The 15461-nt window shown below is 42.4% G+C and carries 14 protein-coding genes and 1 pseudogene; 3 read left to right on the plus strand and 12 right to left on the minus strand.

From position 1 onward, the window contains the following. Positions 1 to 37: 37 nt before the first annotated feature. Positions 38 to 856: a PD-(D/E)XK nuclease family transposase gene (locus FZ040_RS05295; protein ID WP_187620253.1), complete on the plus strand. Its 819-nt coding sequence runs from the start codon at positions 38 to 40 to the stop codon at positions 854 to 856. Between the two features lie 79 nt (positions 857 to 935). Here FZ040_RS05295 and FZ040_RS14340 read toward each other — a convergent pair whose 3' ends face one another. The 6 genes and pseudogenes from FZ040_RS14340 to FZ040_RS05325 form a co-directional block, all read right to left on the minus strand. Further along, complete coding sequence (locus FZ040_RS14340; protein ID WP_369407136.1) at positions 936 to 1373, minus strand: IS66 family transposase; 438 nt, start codon at positions 1371 to 1373, stop codon at positions 936 to 938. Beyond that, positions 1316 to 1870, minus strand: a pseudogene (locus tag FZ040_RS14230) (transposase); the annotation flags it as partial. The pseudogene FZ040_RS14230 and the gene FZ040_RS14340, both read right to left, overlap by 58 nt. Before the next feature lie 211 nt (positions 1871 to 2081). Further along, on the minus strand, positions 2082 to 2438 hold the full coding sequence (gene tnpB / locus FZ040_RS05310; protein WP_149171038.1) for an IS66 family insertion sequence element accessory protein TnpB: 357 nt from the start codon (positions 2436 to 2438) through the stop codon (positions 2082 to 2084). Further along, positions 2432 to 2809, minus strand: a complete 378-nt coding sequence (gene tnpA / locus FZ040_RS05315) for an IS66 family insertion sequence element accessory protein TnpA (RefSeq protein ID WP_187620256.1) — start codon at positions 2807 to 2809, stop codon at positions 2432 to 2434. Before tnpA ends, tnpB begins: the two co-directional genes overlap by 7 nt. 343 nt (positions 2810 to 3152) lie before the next feature. Then, entirely contained in the window at positions 3153 to 3860 is a 708-nt protein-coding gene (locus FZ040_RS05320; protein WP_149171040.1) for a hypothetical protein, read from the minus strand. After that, entirely contained in the window at positions 3857 to 5227 is a 1371-nt protein-coding gene (locus FZ040_RS05325; protein WP_149171041.1) for an ATP-binding protein, read from the minus strand. Before FZ040_RS05325 ends, FZ040_RS05320 begins: the two co-directional genes overlap by 4 nt. A 785-nt stretch (positions 5228 to 6012) precedes the next feature. On the opposite strand from FZ040_RS05325, the gene istA reads away from it, so the two are divergent. Continuing rightward, positions 6013 to 7329, plus strand: a complete 1317-nt coding sequence (gene istA / locus FZ040_RS05330) for an IS21 family transposase (protein ID WP_255448758.1) — start codon at positions 6013 to 6015, stop codon at positions 7327 to 7329. Continuing rightward, positions 7322 to 8098, plus strand: a complete 777-nt coding sequence (locus tag FZ040_RS05335) for an ATP-binding protein (protein WP_149171042.1) — start codon at positions 7322 to 7324, stop codon at positions 8096 to 8098. Before istA ends, FZ040_RS05335 begins: the two co-directional genes overlap by 8 nt. 42 nt (positions 8099 to 8140) lie before the next feature. On the opposite strand, the gene FZ040_RS05340 is transcribed toward FZ040_RS05335, so the two are convergent. From FZ040_RS05340 to FZ040_RS05365, 6 genes are all read right to left on the minus strand, one after another. Further along, positions 8141 to 8344, minus strand: coding sequence for a hypothetical protein (locus FZ040_RS05340; protein ID WP_149171043.1), 204 nt, complete (start codon positions 8342 to 8344; stop codon positions 8141 to 8143). Positions 8345 to 8418: 74 nt separating this feature from the next. Next, entirely contained in the window at positions 8419 to 10395 is a 1977-nt protein-coding gene (locus tag FZ040_RS05345) for a glycosyltransferase (protein WP_187620257.1), read from the minus strand. Between the two features lie 2 nt (positions 10396 to 10397). Next, the gene (locus FZ040_RS05350) at positions 10398 to 11642 is read right to left on the minus strand and encodes an autotransporter strand-loop-strand O-heptosyltransferase (RefSeq protein WP_149171045.1); all 1245 of its coding nucleotides are present in this window, start codon (positions 11640 to 11642) and stop codon (positions 10398 to 10400) included. Next, positions 11642 to 12778, minus strand: a complete 1137-nt coding sequence (locus FZ040_RS05355) for a hypothetical protein (RefSeq protein ID WP_149171046.1) — start codon at positions 12776 to 12778, stop codon at positions 11642 to 11644. The genes FZ040_RS05350 and FZ040_RS05355 overlap by 1 nt, the downstream gene beginning before the upstream one ends. A 4-nt stretch (positions 12779 to 12782) precedes the next feature. Next, the gene (locus tag FZ040_RS05360; protein ID WP_149171047.1) at positions 12783 to 14141 is read right to left on the minus strand and encodes a phosphohexomutase domain-containing protein; all 1359 of its coding nucleotides are present in this window, start codon (positions 14139 to 14141) and stop codon (positions 12783 to 12785) included. A 12-nt stretch (positions 14142 to 14153) separates the two neighbouring features. Then, positions 14154 to 15461 carry a sugar phosphate nucleotidyltransferase gene (locus FZ040_RS05365; RefSeq protein WP_149171048.1) on the minus strand — a complete coding sequence of 436 codons (1308 nt, stop codon included), beginning with the start codon at positions 15459 to 15461 and terminating at the stop codon, positions 14154 to 14156.

Consider the following 15461-nt stretch of genomic DNA (forward strand, 5'->3'; position numbering starts at 1 on the left):
AACACATCTTGAATTTTTTTATAATTTAAGAAAGAAGGTGTCTAAAACGGTATCACAAGAAGAATTGCGTCGGCAACGAAATTTAACACGCATCCAGCGATTCAAATTACTGGATGATACCTTTTTTAACAGTTGTTTCGACGGGTATCCACAAGGAATGGAATTACTCCTGCGCATCATTAAGGGGCGTAATGATCTGAAAATCGTTGATATGATTACCCAAAATACTGTTCCTAACCTTTACGGACGTGAAGTTCGTTTTGACGTTTTTGCCAAAGACACTGAGGGAATCTCCTACGATTTCGAAGTCCAGCGAAGCGACGCTGGAGCTATCCCACTTCGAGCCCGCTATAACAGCAGTCTACTCGATGCTATGGAAGTACAGAAAAATACCCATTGGAAAGATTTACCCAAAACTTGTGTGATATTCATTACCGAACATGATGTTTTAAAAGGCAGTAAACCAATCTACCATATTCACCGAACTATTCACGAAATGGAAAATTCTCTATTCCATGACGGTGCGGATATCATCTATGTGAATGCCGCATGTCAATCTACCGATGATTCACTTGGCCGATTGATGCATGACTTTCACTGTACCGATGCCGACGATATGTACTATCCCGAACTAGCGGAACGAGTCCGTTTTTACAAAACTAACGATAAAGGGGTGACTAAGATGTGCGAAATCATGAATGAAGTATTAAATGAGGGCCGTGCAGAGGGCCTCACTGAAGGATTACTGACAGCAATCCGCAATCTGATGGCAGCACAACATCTAAGCGCTCAAGACGCCATGAACATCCTTAACATTCCTACCGAACTGCGCGAAAAGCTCCTCTCAAAACTCTAATAAATTGTAAGTGCTAAACCATCCGGTGTTATCAATAGCTGAAACGAGCCTGACCACGGTATAGATGGTCAGGCTCATCTTATTTGCAGTTCTGTTGAACTTCTTCGTCCCAAGGGAGAAAGTTTTCCAGCAGTTCAGGATGTATCTTGAAATTTATATTGGGCAGGTTTTCAAACAGATAAGTTAAGTAGCGGAATGGCTCAAGACCGTTAGCTTTGCTCGTTTCTACAATACTATAAACGGCAGCACTTGCGGCTGCCCCCTTTGGCAATGCGCTGAACAGCCAGTTCTTGCGGCCAATAGTGAAGTTTCGGATGGCTCGTTCGCAAATATTGTTGGATAAGGCAATATTACCATCCTGTAAAAATACGCTGAGCCCGTTTCTATGGTTGAGTGCGTAGGCTTCAAAAGCTCTGCGTGCATGCAATCTACCAGCGGCATGAGCCAGTCTTCTGCTGACCGGATTACCCAGTTGGCCAGTGTAGCACGGGAAAGAGCTATGCCAATGGATTTCCATTCCTGTTCCTGGCGGTAAAGCGGCATGGAAAACTGGTATTTCTGCGCAATGACATGTGCCACGCTGGACGGCGAGGCGATAGACTTTGCCAGCACCGTCTGCGGCATCGGTGGCTTTTCGATGGAAAAATGTTCTTGTTTCCGGCATTCCAGACACTGGAAGGACTCCCGGTAAAAGTCGATGACTTTTACGGTTGCAGGAATGAACTGCACTTCCGTACAGATTTTCTCGCGCCCCATGGATGTGAGCGGTGTTCCGCAACGTTTGCAGATACGCTCATCTTCTGGCAGGGTGATTACACATTCCTCATGCGGAACATCTTTCAGAATCTGTTCAAGATGGCCTTTCTGCTTCTTGTGACGCTTGTGAGCAGGAACTTCAATGATTGGCTCTGGAGCACTGCCTTTGGTCTCGACCTCAGCTTCGTCGAAAATATTGATTTCCTCGACATCGCCCAGAATCCTTTTCGTTTTCTCTGTACGTGAACCAAAGGCCATTTTCTTCAATTGAGCAATCTGTTCCTTGAGACAGTCAATTTCATAGCGAAGGTCACTGAATCTATGCGGTTTTGCATTTCTTGTTCGCGGATATCTGTCATGAAAAGCCTCCTAGTTTTCTCTGCCCATTATACCACAAAAAGCCCGCGAATTCAGTATTTACACGGGCTGAGCTATCCACAGATTTACAGTTGTTGTGCACTGTTTAAGATTAAAAGCTGTATGCAGGGGAGACCTTTTGTACAGCTTTAGGCTGTGAGATGGACAAGCCTTCGGTAAGCCAGCGAAGCTGCTGCTCGGAAATTTCCAGCAGGTCTTCCAGCGTGTCCGGCCATTGATACTGACCATTTTCCAAGCGTTTGTAGAGCAAGCGGAATCCTGTCTCATCCCATAGCAGTCCCTTGATACGGTCTTTACAGCGTCCGCAGAAAAGGAACAAAGCCGGCTGATGCGAGTCTAGCTGAAATTTCGACAGTACCAGCGCGGCAAGGCCGTCGATGGACTTGCTCATATCGGTACGTCCACAGGCAAGATAAACATGATCTGCAGTAAGATTACGGACTAACATATCCCAAACACTTCTTTAATGCACCGGAGCGTCTGCATAAGCATCTCATTGGAAGTCTGTTCATTTACTTCCAGGCTTACGGGGCCGCAGAAAAGTTTCAACGATGAGGATTGTGTCTGAACGGCTGCCGTAACGGTTGTTGCTGACAGTACGGCAACCTGAGGATTTGTCGTGCTTTTTTCTGGAAGTTGTGGCAGAGATTCCAGCGCCTCCTCGCGAATCTTGCGAAGCCAATAGTAAAAAGCATTATATTTGATATCTTGCTGACGACAATATTCTGTGACGCTGAAACCACTTTGTTGCTGGGCAATAACAAGCTGCTTCCAGTAATCCATGGATTTCTGGTGCTTGATTTGTTGAATTTTTGTCAAAACTAAGGCCTCCTTGTGTGAAATATGGTTAAAATGGCTTTTCTGGTTTTCTTGCTTTTTCATGTGAGTCATTTTAGCCAATTATCTCATAAGGGAGGCAGGGATTAAATACACCGTATTATTTTGCGGTTACAAAAGACCGGCAGACAAATCTACCGGCCAAAGAAATTTTATATTGTCCTCTTGACGGAGAGCAGTTCACATGATCCCCGGTATATTCACCGCCCGTTTTTCATATACTATACTCAATGCCTCTTTCGGTCCTAGCCATCTTTTTAAATACATAAATTTATAACACTTAAGTATAAACATCATCAACATCTAAAAAATTATGAAAATTAATTCACCCCATCACCCCCTCTTTAAAAAAGAGGCCAAAGTTTGTATATCTTTTCAAGGAATTATTTCGTTCTTTTATAAAATCCCATGTTTCTTGCCATGATCCAGCAACACTAAAATCAGATTGCGAAATAAATTTGACAAAGCCCTCCACATCATCACAATACTTATCAGCAAACTCCTCGGCTTTATCTCTTTTATCACGATCATCTACATTAGGATTATTGTGAAGTACATGTTCTAAATTACACGAAAAATAGAACACCTTATACGGTATTGTGTAAAACTTACCTACCAATTTCGTAACTAACAATCTATTAAGATTTTCTATTTTATGCTTATTCCTTGAAACAACTTTTTCTATAGAATCACCTATTATCGCAAAGTCTTGGTATATCCACTTTGAACAAGGCTTCATTTCTTTTATAAAATCCTTTGTAACATACGCTCCATCCATATCAACCAAATGTATTACAGCCAACACATCGCTTTCAAATAACTTTATCTCATCCAATTTATCATGTATTTGCGAATTGATCTCATCTATTATATTATCAGGTTTTATATCATAAGCTGAAGTTATATCCGTGCCAATAACTTGAAAAAATTCTTTTTTAGGTGCTAAATACTTTTTAATAATCTCACCTAGTGATAATTCGTCTGTGTCTCCTTCCACTAAAAACAATACCGCTTTATTCGTTACATCACTCATATTGACAAATCCTTTCCTGCCATACGAAATGCTCGATTAATAGAATATATATCAATATCTTCACATAACTTTTCTTTTTGGCCACCTATAGATAAACTTCTTAGATAAGTATCCCTAACATTATTAGTCTCTTTTACATTTACCAAACTAACATATCTTCTTTTAGGATTAACTGTAGTAAACTTTATTGATTCCTTTCCTATCGTTTCCAATATCCGTAAATTATGTGATGTGAAAAATAATTGGCCCTTACAATTCTTGTATAACACTTGTAACAAATTTCCTAATAAATATTCAAATATACCAGAATCCAGTTCATCTACTATTAAACAGATTGCCTCATCCGTGTACAATGCAACCATTGCATTTAACAGTGATACTATTTTTATTACCCCCGCAGATTCACAACGTAATGGAACACGAACGGTTCCTCTAGAAGAAACTAATTCTATCTTATGTCCTTCCATACCATCATTCAATAATTGTTTACCATAATCTTCAACCTCAACACGCATATTAGGTACAATTGCTTCTAACACTTTATTAATTGCTTTTAACGAAGGAACTAATGCTTCATACATTTTTAATGGTATAACAGAAGTTTCCTGTAATGATACTGGTATTATCCCCTTGTCTATCTTGTGCACATTTTTTCTTGTAATATTAATCGGTATCAAAAACTGCATATTAATTATGCCATTATCTTTATTAGTAATTACAAACATCTTCATTCGTGCAAAATATTTAATTTCTTTCACACCTATGGAAACTGTTTCATCCATATAGTTTCCACTAAAAATTTTATATCCATCTTCTGAAAACAATAATGAGGTACCATTATTGGCAGCCATTTTCTTAGCTACCGCAAACTCCACTACTCTTTGATTTGAATTATCTATAAATTTTCTGTATGCATTATCCGGACCATATTTATCATTACCATCAAACAAAGAACAATAAAAAGCATTTTTTTTATGTGAATTATTTTTAATATCCTTATACGATAGTTTTTCTTCATACACTCTACATTTATTATCTATAAAGCGTAACGTATATTCATACCAAAATATATACTTAAAATTTTCTCCACAAACAACAAATTCAACCTCTACTTGTGCACTCTCCTTTCCCTTATATATATATTCTTCTGCCCTATCTGGCAATCCATTTCCTAACAATAGTTTTTGTAGTAATGACAGTGCATCTATTGCTGCTGTTTTTCCCGAGCCATTCTGCCCATACAATCCACAAATATCACCTTTTCTCTGTTCTAAATTCTCTAATTTACCAAAAGAAATATCACCCCATTCAACATTTTTAAAATTTTTAAGATTTAAATTTGTTATCCTCACAACTGCATGTTTCATAAAATTTTCGAGTAGACAGTCTCGATACTCCTTTCTGATATTTTATTCTCGTAACAGGATTGCCTACTTCCCATCACTAGATCGAATTTGCTCTTCTATTGATCCCAGCTTAAATTAATTATTTTCTTTACATTTCAACATACATATTCATATCAAAATTTTCGCTCACTTATCCCCCCCTCCACACAGACTAGCAACTTAGTATCCGCAAATCACACAATCTACACTAAGCTCCTCTCTTATTATATTATACTTTTTTATACTTAGTCAAAACTTTTATGAAAACGTTATAAAAAATGCCGATTTCTATAAAATAACGATTCTTTATTTATATTAATTTGAATATTAATATAAATAAGCACTAACTAATCCCATTAACTCCCCCCTTCGACATACTTTACCAACATGTCGAAGGGGCCTGTTCATGAAAATCTATAGCTTTAATTTGAATATACCGGGGCTCATGTCACCGCCTGTCCGGAAAAGTGAAACCGCTTGGACCTATCTATAATGAGATAGGCAGCTTTGGTGTAAATCTACTTACAGGGAGGTTATCCCATGTCCAGAGACAAACCCAATTATCGCAAAATTCTGCGGTTAAGCTCTAAAGGGCTAAGCCAACAGGATATCGCAACCAGCGTTGCCGCTTCCAAGAAGACGGTGAATCGAATTCTCCACCTGGCCAAGGAACATAATATTTCTTGGCTTTGCCTAAGTCGCAAACCAACGACGACCTAGCAAAGATATTTTTCTCACCTGCAAAAGAAACAGCAACCAGTCGCCCCATGCCAAACCTTGAGCACATCCATAAGGAACTCAAGCGTAACGGCGTCAACAAGAAATTGCTTTGGCGTGAATACATCGAGCACTGCCGTCTTAGCAAGCAACAGCCTCTCATGTATTCCCAGTTCTGCTATTACATTCAGCAGGATGAAGAGAAACGCCAGGCAACAATGCATATTCCACGCAATCTGGGTGAGCGCATCGAGGTAGACTGGGCTGGTGATCCTGCTTATGTCATTGACCAGGTTACCGGCAAGAAAATCAAAGCATGGGTATTTGTTGCTGTCCTGCCATACAGTCAATATACCTTTGTTGAGGCCTTTACCGATCAGCGACAAAAATCATGGCTACAGGCGCATGTCGACATGTACGCATTCTTTGTTGGTGTCACAAAACTGCTGGTACCGGATAACTGCAAGACTGCAGTTATCCGCAATACCGACTGGTATAATCCAAAACTCAACACGTCGTATCATGAACTGGCTACGTACTACGACACTGTAGTCATGCCTGCCAGAGTCCGCAAACCAAAGGATAAATCTTCAGCTGAGGGCAATGTTGGGCACATCTCCACATGGATCATCGCGGCATTGCGAGACGAGCAGTTCTTTTCTCTCGCTGAACTTAATGCTACCATCCGTGAGCACGTAGATGCATGGAACCATCGCTTGTTCCAGAAACGTGAAGGTTCTCCTGCGGAGCGTTTCCTCATGGAGGAGAAACCTTGTCTGGCAAACCTGCCAGCATATCCATATGAGATTGCGGAGTGGAAGACAGCTACAGTCCAGTATAACTACCATATTTCAGTAGAGAGCATGTTGTATTCTGACCCCTACGAGTACATCCATAAAACAGTAGATATCCGCATCACAGATTCACTCATTGAGGTATTTTACAATCACACCAGAATTGCTTCTCATCCGCGTCTGTATGGCCGCAAAGGGCAATACAGCACAATGCAGGAACATATGCCAGCAAATCATCAGAAGTTCTTGGCCTGGAATGGCGACCGTTTCCGAAAATGGGCTGAATCCATCGGCGTCAGCACCTATCAGGTCATTGACTCGATTCTTACTTCACATGCTATTGAGCAGCAAGGCTATCGAAGCTGTATGGGGCTTCTCCGTCTTGGTGAAAAGCACGGCACCGGTAACCTTGAGGACGCTTGCAGACAGGCCCTGTCATTTTCATCCTATCCAAGTTACAAAGGAATCAAGAACCTGTTGGCCACCCAAAGGCCAAAGGAACCGGAAGTTCCAAAGCCACATGACTTAACCAGAGGCGCTGCTTACTTTGCAAGGAAGAAGAACAATGACTGACCAGAGCACCATGGATCGTCTCCATGTCATGAAACTGACCAAGATGGCAGAAAACTATTTGCTTCAAGAGCAGGAGCCGCGCATCAAAGAGATGAGTTTCGACGAACGTTTTGCACTCATGGTCGATGCGGAATACCGCAGCCATGTCAACAACCGCAGAGCTCGCTACCGTAAGGCAGCTCAACTTGAACAGCCTAATGCTCGTATTGAGGAAATCAACTACGAGGCAGGGCGTACGCTGAATCGGCGCAGGATTGAACAGTTGGCAACCTGTGCATACATCGACCAGTCAATTAATGTCTTTGTCACCGGCAAGACTGGAGAGGGTAAGACTTATCTGGCATGTGCTCTTGGCAACTGTGCCATTGACCTCGACATCAAGACGCTGTTTGTTCGCATCCCAGACTTTCTCATAGAGATGGAAGAAGCGAAACAGACAGGAACTTACAGCAAAGCACTGAAGAAGTATCTGAAGCCAAAGCTTCTCATCTTGGACGAGTGGCTACTGGAGCGTCCTAACGAGAATGAATGCCATGACATTGCAGATCTCATCCACAAACGTCGTCGGCAGTCCTCAACGATTTTCTGTTCGCAGTATCCATCTGAAGAATGGTACGACCAGCTTGGTGGAGCCAACAATCCGCTGGCTGAAGCTGTGTTGGATCGTATTATCCATGATGCGTACGAACTTCGCATCGAGGCGACTAACCAGAATAAGGATATCTCCATGCGTGAAGTCTATCGCGTTAAGCTTGACGATGAAGAATAGCCTGATATCTCAGCGTAACTGCTTCTAGGCAAATGGGAGCCATCAGTCTCGGGAATGATGGTTCCCTCGTGCCCAGAAACGGCACACTAAAAAATCAGAAAGGAGCGGTTTCTTTGGCCCGGTATATTCAGTTTCCTTGAACAAGTTCTGGATGTCCTCCATGCTGGTGACGTTGCTTTCCTGCAGCAGTGCCCTAATCTTCTTCCGACGAGCTTGCTCTTCTGGTGTGCGTGCTTTTCTACTCATCAAAATACCTCCCAGTGATGTTCTAATTTTACATCACTGGGGAGGTTTACACAAAATCCGGGGTAGACTCCACATCAAGGCGTATGGTTATTATGCAAACACTTCATCATCAATAGCGCAACAAAATCTGCATTCTCCCGAAATTCTAATTGCGTCACATCATCGACAACCAACTGTATCTTTTCCAATGGTAACTTCCCCACAGCTTCACGCATTGGTCCTTTAAACAAATAGTCCATAAAATAAAGTTCCAACATAGATCTAATTACCGGACTATGCTTTATCTTGTCACTTTTCCTTATATATAATTGTAACCATTGGAATGCCTTGATGCAGGAAGAAATATAATTTTTTATCCGCTCCTCGATAGTCCCCAAATGCGTTACCGAATTACCGTGTACACGATAACGATATTTCGTAGCTGGCAACAATAAATATTTATCTGCTTCTATAAGTACAGGAATTTGAAATAAGCTATCCTCATAATACTTCATATCACGGAAATAGATTCCATGCGTTATTAGAAAATCACGGCGTATTAGCCGTCCCCACGGAACTGTTGGCAATATTTGCTGAAATAATGCTTTAACACGACTATGAATATCTGTTGGCAACAAATATTCCCGATTGGTAATAGGATATTCCTGCCACACTGCCTCACTGGCTGTATTTTCCTCTCGCGACTTACACCCCATCAGGACAACCTCTGCCCCACTTTCCTCGGCTGCCCGATAAAGATTTGCTAGGTAATCTAACTCAACTTCATCATCAGCATCGATAAAAGTTACATATTTGCCGCTTGCTGCTTGCAAACCAACATTTCGTACCACAGCAGCTCCCGAATTCTTTTCCGTCCGCAATAATCTAACCTTTGGCAATGCCGCAACTTCCTGACAAATACTAAAACTATTATCTAATGAATGGTCCTCTACAAGAATAAGTTCAAAATTTTTAAATGTTTGGCCCAAAATACTTTCCAGACAAGGACGCAGCCAATGACCAGCATTATATACCGGTACAATAACAGATACAGCAGAGTGCTCGCCCTTTTTCCTGTCATTCCAATCAGATGCACGTTTCATCAGCAACGCTGCCATTTCTTCATTAAAAAACATCGGCTCGATTCCACGATAATCCTGAAACGTTCTTATCGCCTTCTCAGCCTCCTGCCCAGCCTTTTCATATAATTGAGCCTCGGCCAAACACTCTGCATACTCAGCATGAAACTCAGCAATCTCTGGGAATTCTTTGACAGCCGATTTTACAGCGGCCAGCCGTTCAAAATATTTATCTCGCCTATCTGCTAATAAATGCAACAATATCCGCCAACTCCGGCTAGCATACGTTACCATCCGCCGCCCCAAACCGACATCCAGCCAGGCATAATGTAAAGCCTGCTCGTTATCTGCCAAGCCATAGTAGGCATCAGCTAAGAAACCATATAACCGTTGCGGTCTGGCTGTTTGCCGCAGTTCCTTTAGCAATATCCTCAGATTGCGCTCCGCCTTATTTCTGCTAAGCTTACCAGAATATCCCGTATGTATCAAACAGCACCTATCCCGCGGAACAGCTGCAACATTTTGGATTTCTTTCCCCCGCTCGCATAATTGTTCATGTATAAGCCCTTCATAACGGAATTGAGAATCCCTGCGAAATAACCGCATCACATATAATTCCGCCAACATTTCCCCATAGTTATCATAATCAACATCCCGACGCCAAATCAATAACGCCGGAACATTTGCTTGTTGCGCCTTCGACACTGCCATGGGAATATGAACCGCACTTCCCTCAGCAAAATATTCATCAGCATCCAGAAAAAGAATCCAATCTCCCCGGCATTGCTCGATAGCAAAATTTCTGGCCGCCGAAAAATCATCCTGCCAAGGAAAAGAAATAACCCTTGCCCCAAGCATTTCTGCCAACTCAATAGTGCCATCGGTTGATCCCGTATCCACTACCACCAGCTCATCATAACAACCAGCACAACTTGCTATTGATTTCTGCAATGCCATCCGTTCATCGCGGACAATATAACAAAGCGTAATCATTATCATTCCTCTATCTTCGCATTTGCAGCCTTATCCTGCAACAATCGCTCAATCGCTTTAAAAACCATCTGCGGACTAATAAGCCGCGAACATTCCATCGACCTATCATTCCCCAGCCCCTGATAAGGGCACAGCTGCTGCGTAAATAACACATGCGCATCATTAAAACAACCACCACAAGCCATCCTGTTTCTCACCCGGTATTGATTTGGAAATTCAAACCAATCCTGTGTAAAGCCGCCAATGAGTACCACTGGACAGCCCACAAGATTAGCCAGCCAGGATAAACCGCTGCTAAGACCGATAAAAAACTCTGCTTGTGCCAGCATATCTGCCCGCTCTTCTAATGGGATATTCCCCGTGAAATTCTCTGCTCCTGCTGGAATCTCCGTTACATATCCTGCCTGCTCCTGCCGTTTTTCCCTATCGATACATAACACACGATAGCCAGCCGCTTTCAATGCTGCTACTACTACATCCCAGCCTCCCGGGTAAAGCCACCCCTTAATCGCCCCTGAAGCTTGCACACCAATACAAACATACGGCTCAGCAATCAAACTTTTTCTTGGTGTCCATGTTAACGCCGGAGCTTTCACAGGAAGATTCAGCAGATATTTTCCACCATCTTCCATCGGAACACTTCGTCCATCCACGGGCATCCAATCAGGAGCAGCCAACGATGCATTGGCAAAAACCACCGCATAAGTATCCGCCATGATACTCTCCTGATATTCTAAATCGGGAAACAACCGTGCGCAAAGACCACGCATATAATCAGGCACATAATAAGATACATCCGCCTGATAAATCTCTTGATAATAGCGGATATACGGAAGAAATGCCAGCGTATCGCCTAACCCCTTACTGCAACACAAAAAGAACACCTTCTGCTCCGTTGGATCAAAAAAATGCTCAAAAACCTTCTCCCCAGCATAATAAACCTCAATATGCCAAGGAATGATATATTTCTCTTTTGATTCCAGAATCTGTTCTGAAACCTCTCCCGAAAAAAATACCTGTCCCGACTCGGCATTTGACATTCTGACATACCAATCGCCTGCCGGCACTTGCAACCGTAAACCATTATTGAAATCTATTTTTAAATCTTTAATTCCCGTTTCACCGCGCACCTCGCCAAAAAGGGCATCAATCTTAGCAAAAAATCCCACATACTCCTGAAATGCGTGATCATTGTTTAACTTTGTTGCCGGTGTACACGAAAAATACTGTATGGGATATGATAACATTAGCTCTCTTCCTTCGCCCAATTACTCATTGTCGAATGCACATTGGCATGTTCTAGATAATATTGTTCATCCTCGGGCAGATTGTCGTAATCATAATACCAGGGTAAATGCCAGGCCCGCATCTGACCATTTGTACGAGCAGATAACCGCAGGCTATAATGACGACAATTTGCATATAACGCAAAGGTTGTATCGACAGCAGCATAGTCAAAGCCCTGTTCCCAATGCGTCTGACAGAATTTGGCCTGAATCTGTTGAATACGGTCACGAAATCTAACAGTTATATCTTCCGTCACCAACCCCAGCCCTATCTTTTTCAGCATAGGATGTCTTCTAGCAAAAGACAGCAAAACATTCACGATATTACCAGTACAAGAGTCGGTTGGCAATACATCTGAATCGGTATAAACATAAGGCGTACGGATATCCAACCGCGATAGGATTCTGCTTTCCCACAGTGCCTTATACCCATAGTTTTTTTCCAGTCGGATTACCTGGACTCTATTTTCTCCCCCAAGCTCTTCATAATAAGCCAACAATTTAGGGTAGGTAGACTGATTATCCAGGATATATATTCTGCGATAGCCATGAACAATCAGCCAATTTACCAGCTTTTTCAAACATTCCAACCGATTATAAGAATTAATAAATATCGGCACATTAAAACCATCCATATCCGGCCACATAGTCGCAAATGGATGAGTACAGAGCACACGGCCAGCCTCAGCATTCTGCAACACTTCAGCAAATCGGCCATGCAACTCATTCGCCTTTTGATAACATACCATCGCTGCAGCTATATCTCCCTGCTGATGCCACGCATTTCCTAGCAGGAACCAGGCGATTTCATCGTCCGGTTTCTGTTCCAGATATTCTACGAAACTTCCACAGGTTCCCTGCCAATCCGCTGATACATATTTAGCCCATGCATCGAGATATTGCAAAAACACCGTCAGCTTCGGCATAACATCACGAAATGGCCGCAGATACTCTACGGCCATATATCCATCCCCTTCTGCTATTGCATCCATTGCTGCCGGCACTAGATATTCTACCACTTCATTAAAATTTTGCGAGGCTTCTTTATCCCCCTGCTTCTTTTGCCGATATAGATCCAAAATTGCCCGTGCTTTCATCTCATCACCCATCATTCCGGATTAACATTAACAATTCAGCAGTTTTTTCCTGCAGCAGCTCCCGATCACGATATGTTTCAACATTCAGTCTTATCAATGATTCTGTATTCGATTTGCGTAGATTAAACCGCCAATTTTCAAACTCTACCGATATACCATCAATCTTCGAAACCTCGCCCATAGAACCATATTTATCCTCGACATGTTTCAATACTGCTTCCGGATCATTAACTTTATTATTTATCTCCCCAGAAATCGGATACATCTCCATACGTTCACGGAAAAGCTCAGATACACAAACTCCTGGCGCCTGTGATAGTAGCTCCATAATCAATAGCCATGGTATCATACCACTGTCACAATAGGCAAAATCCCGAAAATAATGATGAGCACTCATCTCACCACCATAGATAGCATCAACATCGCGCATTTTTTTCTTGATATGCGTATGCCCGCTCTTGCAAACCACTGGCACGCCACCATTTTTCTTTACTATATCAATAGTATTCCAATTTACTCGCGGGTCACAGACTATCGTAGCTCCAGGATTTTTCTGCAAAAACTCCTGCGCAAGGAATCCTACGATGTAATAGCCATCAATAAAGGTTCCCTTTTCGTCAAAGATAAAACAACGATCAAAATCACCATCCCAGGCTATACCAATATCCGCCTGAAACTTGCATACTGCTTTAATGGTCATTTCCCTTTTATCCGGCAACAACGGATTCGGAACACCATTGGGAAAATTACCATCAGGGTCCATAGCAAGCTTGACAAAATTAAATGGAAGATATTTTTCCATCACTTCCAATATAGGGCCTGCCGCACCATTTCCAGGATTTACCACTATCTTAAGCGGCTTCAATTTCTCTACATCAACATAAGAAAGAATATGCTGTACATATTCCTCCGTTATATCATAGGCTTCAATACGTCCAGTATAGATGCTCTTCTCAGGCAGCTTACCCTCTACCAGCTTTTTTAGCTCACACAACCCCGTTGAATTCCCAATAGGGCATGCTCCCTTTTGGACAAATTTCATTCCATTGTATTCTTTTGGGTTATGACTGGCAGTAATCATTATGCCACCATCAGTTTCCAAAAAGAAGGTAGCAAAATAAATCATCTCTGTGCCGCATTGACCAATATCAATCACATGGCAGCCAGCATCTGTCAGCCCCTGACAAAGTGCCTGTTTTAATGCAGGACCTGATTTTCGGATATCATTGCCAACTACAACCTTTTTAGCTGCTACCAGCAAAGGAAATGTCCGCCCAATACGATACGCTAAATTTTCATTAATTGTCTCCGGATACACGCCGCGAATATCGTACGAGCCAAAAGCACTTGTATCTATCTTCATTGCCTACACTCCCTAGTCCCATTTCTTTTTATCCGATTTGCGTATATCTTTACCCGTTTGGACTTCAATAGCCACCAGTTTACTATCCGCAATTAAACTATGTTTAGAGCCCGCAGGAAGCGAAATTATATCGCCTGTTTTTACCTCAATAACCCGATTATCAACCCTCGCCTTGCCGTAACCATGAATAATTGTCCAATTTTCATCGCGATATTCATGGCTATGATAATTCATCTGATGACCAGGATTTAACGTAACCTTTATCGTAAGGCTATTATCAGCTATATCGATAATCTGGAACTTCCCCCAAGATTTCTCCGCCACTTTAGCCAGCTGGCGAAACTCCTCTACATAGGGCTTGATGAAACTCGATTGATGCTTATCTGCGACCAAGACCCCCATAGGACTGGCAGCCACGATAAGATTCTTTAATCCCATACAAAGAACTGGCATATCCGTCTCATTGACAACATGTGTATTCACACATAAATCATCCATGACGACTTCGCCTAACGTCATCCCCTGCATTACTTCTGTCAGGGTATTCCACGTCCCGATATCCTTCCAATCCCCGTCGTAGCGCAACATGGCGATATCATGCTCTTTTTCAACAACTGCATAGTCAAAACTAATCTTCGGAAGCCTTGCATAATTCTGATACAAATCATCATAACCAGCAAATTTAATCAATTCATGAGCCCGCCGTAAGATATACCCAAGCCGGCAGGCAAAAACGCCACCATTCCACAAAGCTCCCTGCGCAATATATTCAGCAGCGGTTCTTTCGTCAGGTTTCTCTTTAAAAGCCTTTACTGCCGACACTTCTCCAGATTCTTCCGGCTGGATATAACCATACTTTGCACTTGGATATGTAGGCTTTATCCCCATCAGCATCAGATTGATCTCATGAGAAGCTACCCAATCCGTCATACGCGCAACCGCCTTGAAATAGCTGTCATCAACATAGGGATCTACCGGACAGATAGCCACTACCTCATTTTCATCCAGGCCTTTTACATCCTTTAAATAAGCGCTGACCAAAGCAATCGCCGGAAATGTATCCCGCCTGCACGGCTCAACCGAAATATTTATCTGCTCCCCCAACTGGCTTTTTAACGCCGATACCTGTGACTTTGCTGTCGCTACCGTTATCTTCACTTGCGAGTCAGCCCGCATCAGCTGATCGTGCACACGCTGCACCATCGAAAAAACTTGACCATTCTCCTGCGGAAACAAGGGAATAAACTGCTTCGAGCGTATGTCATTCGACAAGGGCCATAACCGCTTCCCTGAACCACCTGAAAGCAAAATAATATTCAT

It is taken from the genome of Pseudoselenomonas ruminis (assembly GCF_008271295.1).
In the GTDB taxonomy this organism is placed as follows: Bacteria; Bacillota; Negativicutes; order Selenomonadales; family Selenomonadaceae; genus Selenomonas_A; species Selenomonas_A ruminis.

Coding starts and splice junctions, on each gene's coding strand:
- FZ040_RS14340 (WP_369407136.1), bottom strand. CDS start 1,373: ATGGAAATCCATTGGCATAGCTCTTTCCCGTGCTACACTGGCCAACTG.
- tnpB (WP_149171038.1), bottom strand. CDS start 2,438: ATGTTAGTCCGTAATCTTACTGCAGATCATGTTTATCTTGCCTGTGGA.
- FZ040_RS05320 (WP_149171040.1), bottom strand. CDS start 3,860: ATGAGTGATGTAACGAATAAAGCGGTATTGTTTTTAGTGGAAGGAGAC.
- FZ040_RS05325 (WP_149171041.1), bottom strand. CDS start 5,227: ATGAAACATGCAGTTGTGAGGATAACAAATTTAAATCTTAAAAATTTT.
- istA (WP_255448758.1), top strand. CDS start 6,013: ATGCCAAACCTTGAGCACATCCATAAGGAACTCAAGCGTAACGGCGTC.
- FZ040_RS05335 (WP_149171042.1), top strand. CDS start 7,322: ATGACTGACCAGAGCACCATGGATCGTCTCCATGTCATGAAACTGACC.
- FZ040_RS05340 (WP_149171043.1), bottom strand. CDS start 8,344: ATGAGTAGAAAAGCACGCACACCAGAAGAGCAAGCTCGTCGGAAGAAG.
- FZ040_RS05345 (WP_187620257.1), bottom strand. CDS start 10,395: ATGATTACGCTTTGTTATATTGTCCGCGATGAACGGATGGCATTGCAG.
- FZ040_RS05350 (WP_149171045.1), bottom strand. CDS start 11,642: ATGTTATCATATCCCATACAGTATTTTTCGTGTACACCGGCAACAAAG.
- FZ040_RS05355 (WP_149171046.1), bottom strand. CDS start 12,778: ATGAAAGCACGGGCAATTTTGGATCTATATCGGCAAAAGAAGCAGGGG.
- FZ040_RS05360 (WP_149171047.1), bottom strand. CDS start 14,141: ATGAAGATAGATACAAGTGCTTTTGGCTCGTACGATATTCGCGGCGTG.
- FZ040_RS05365 (WP_149171048.1), bottom strand. CDS start 15,461: ATGAATATTATTTTGCTTTCAGGTGGTTCAGGGAAGCGGTTATGGCCC.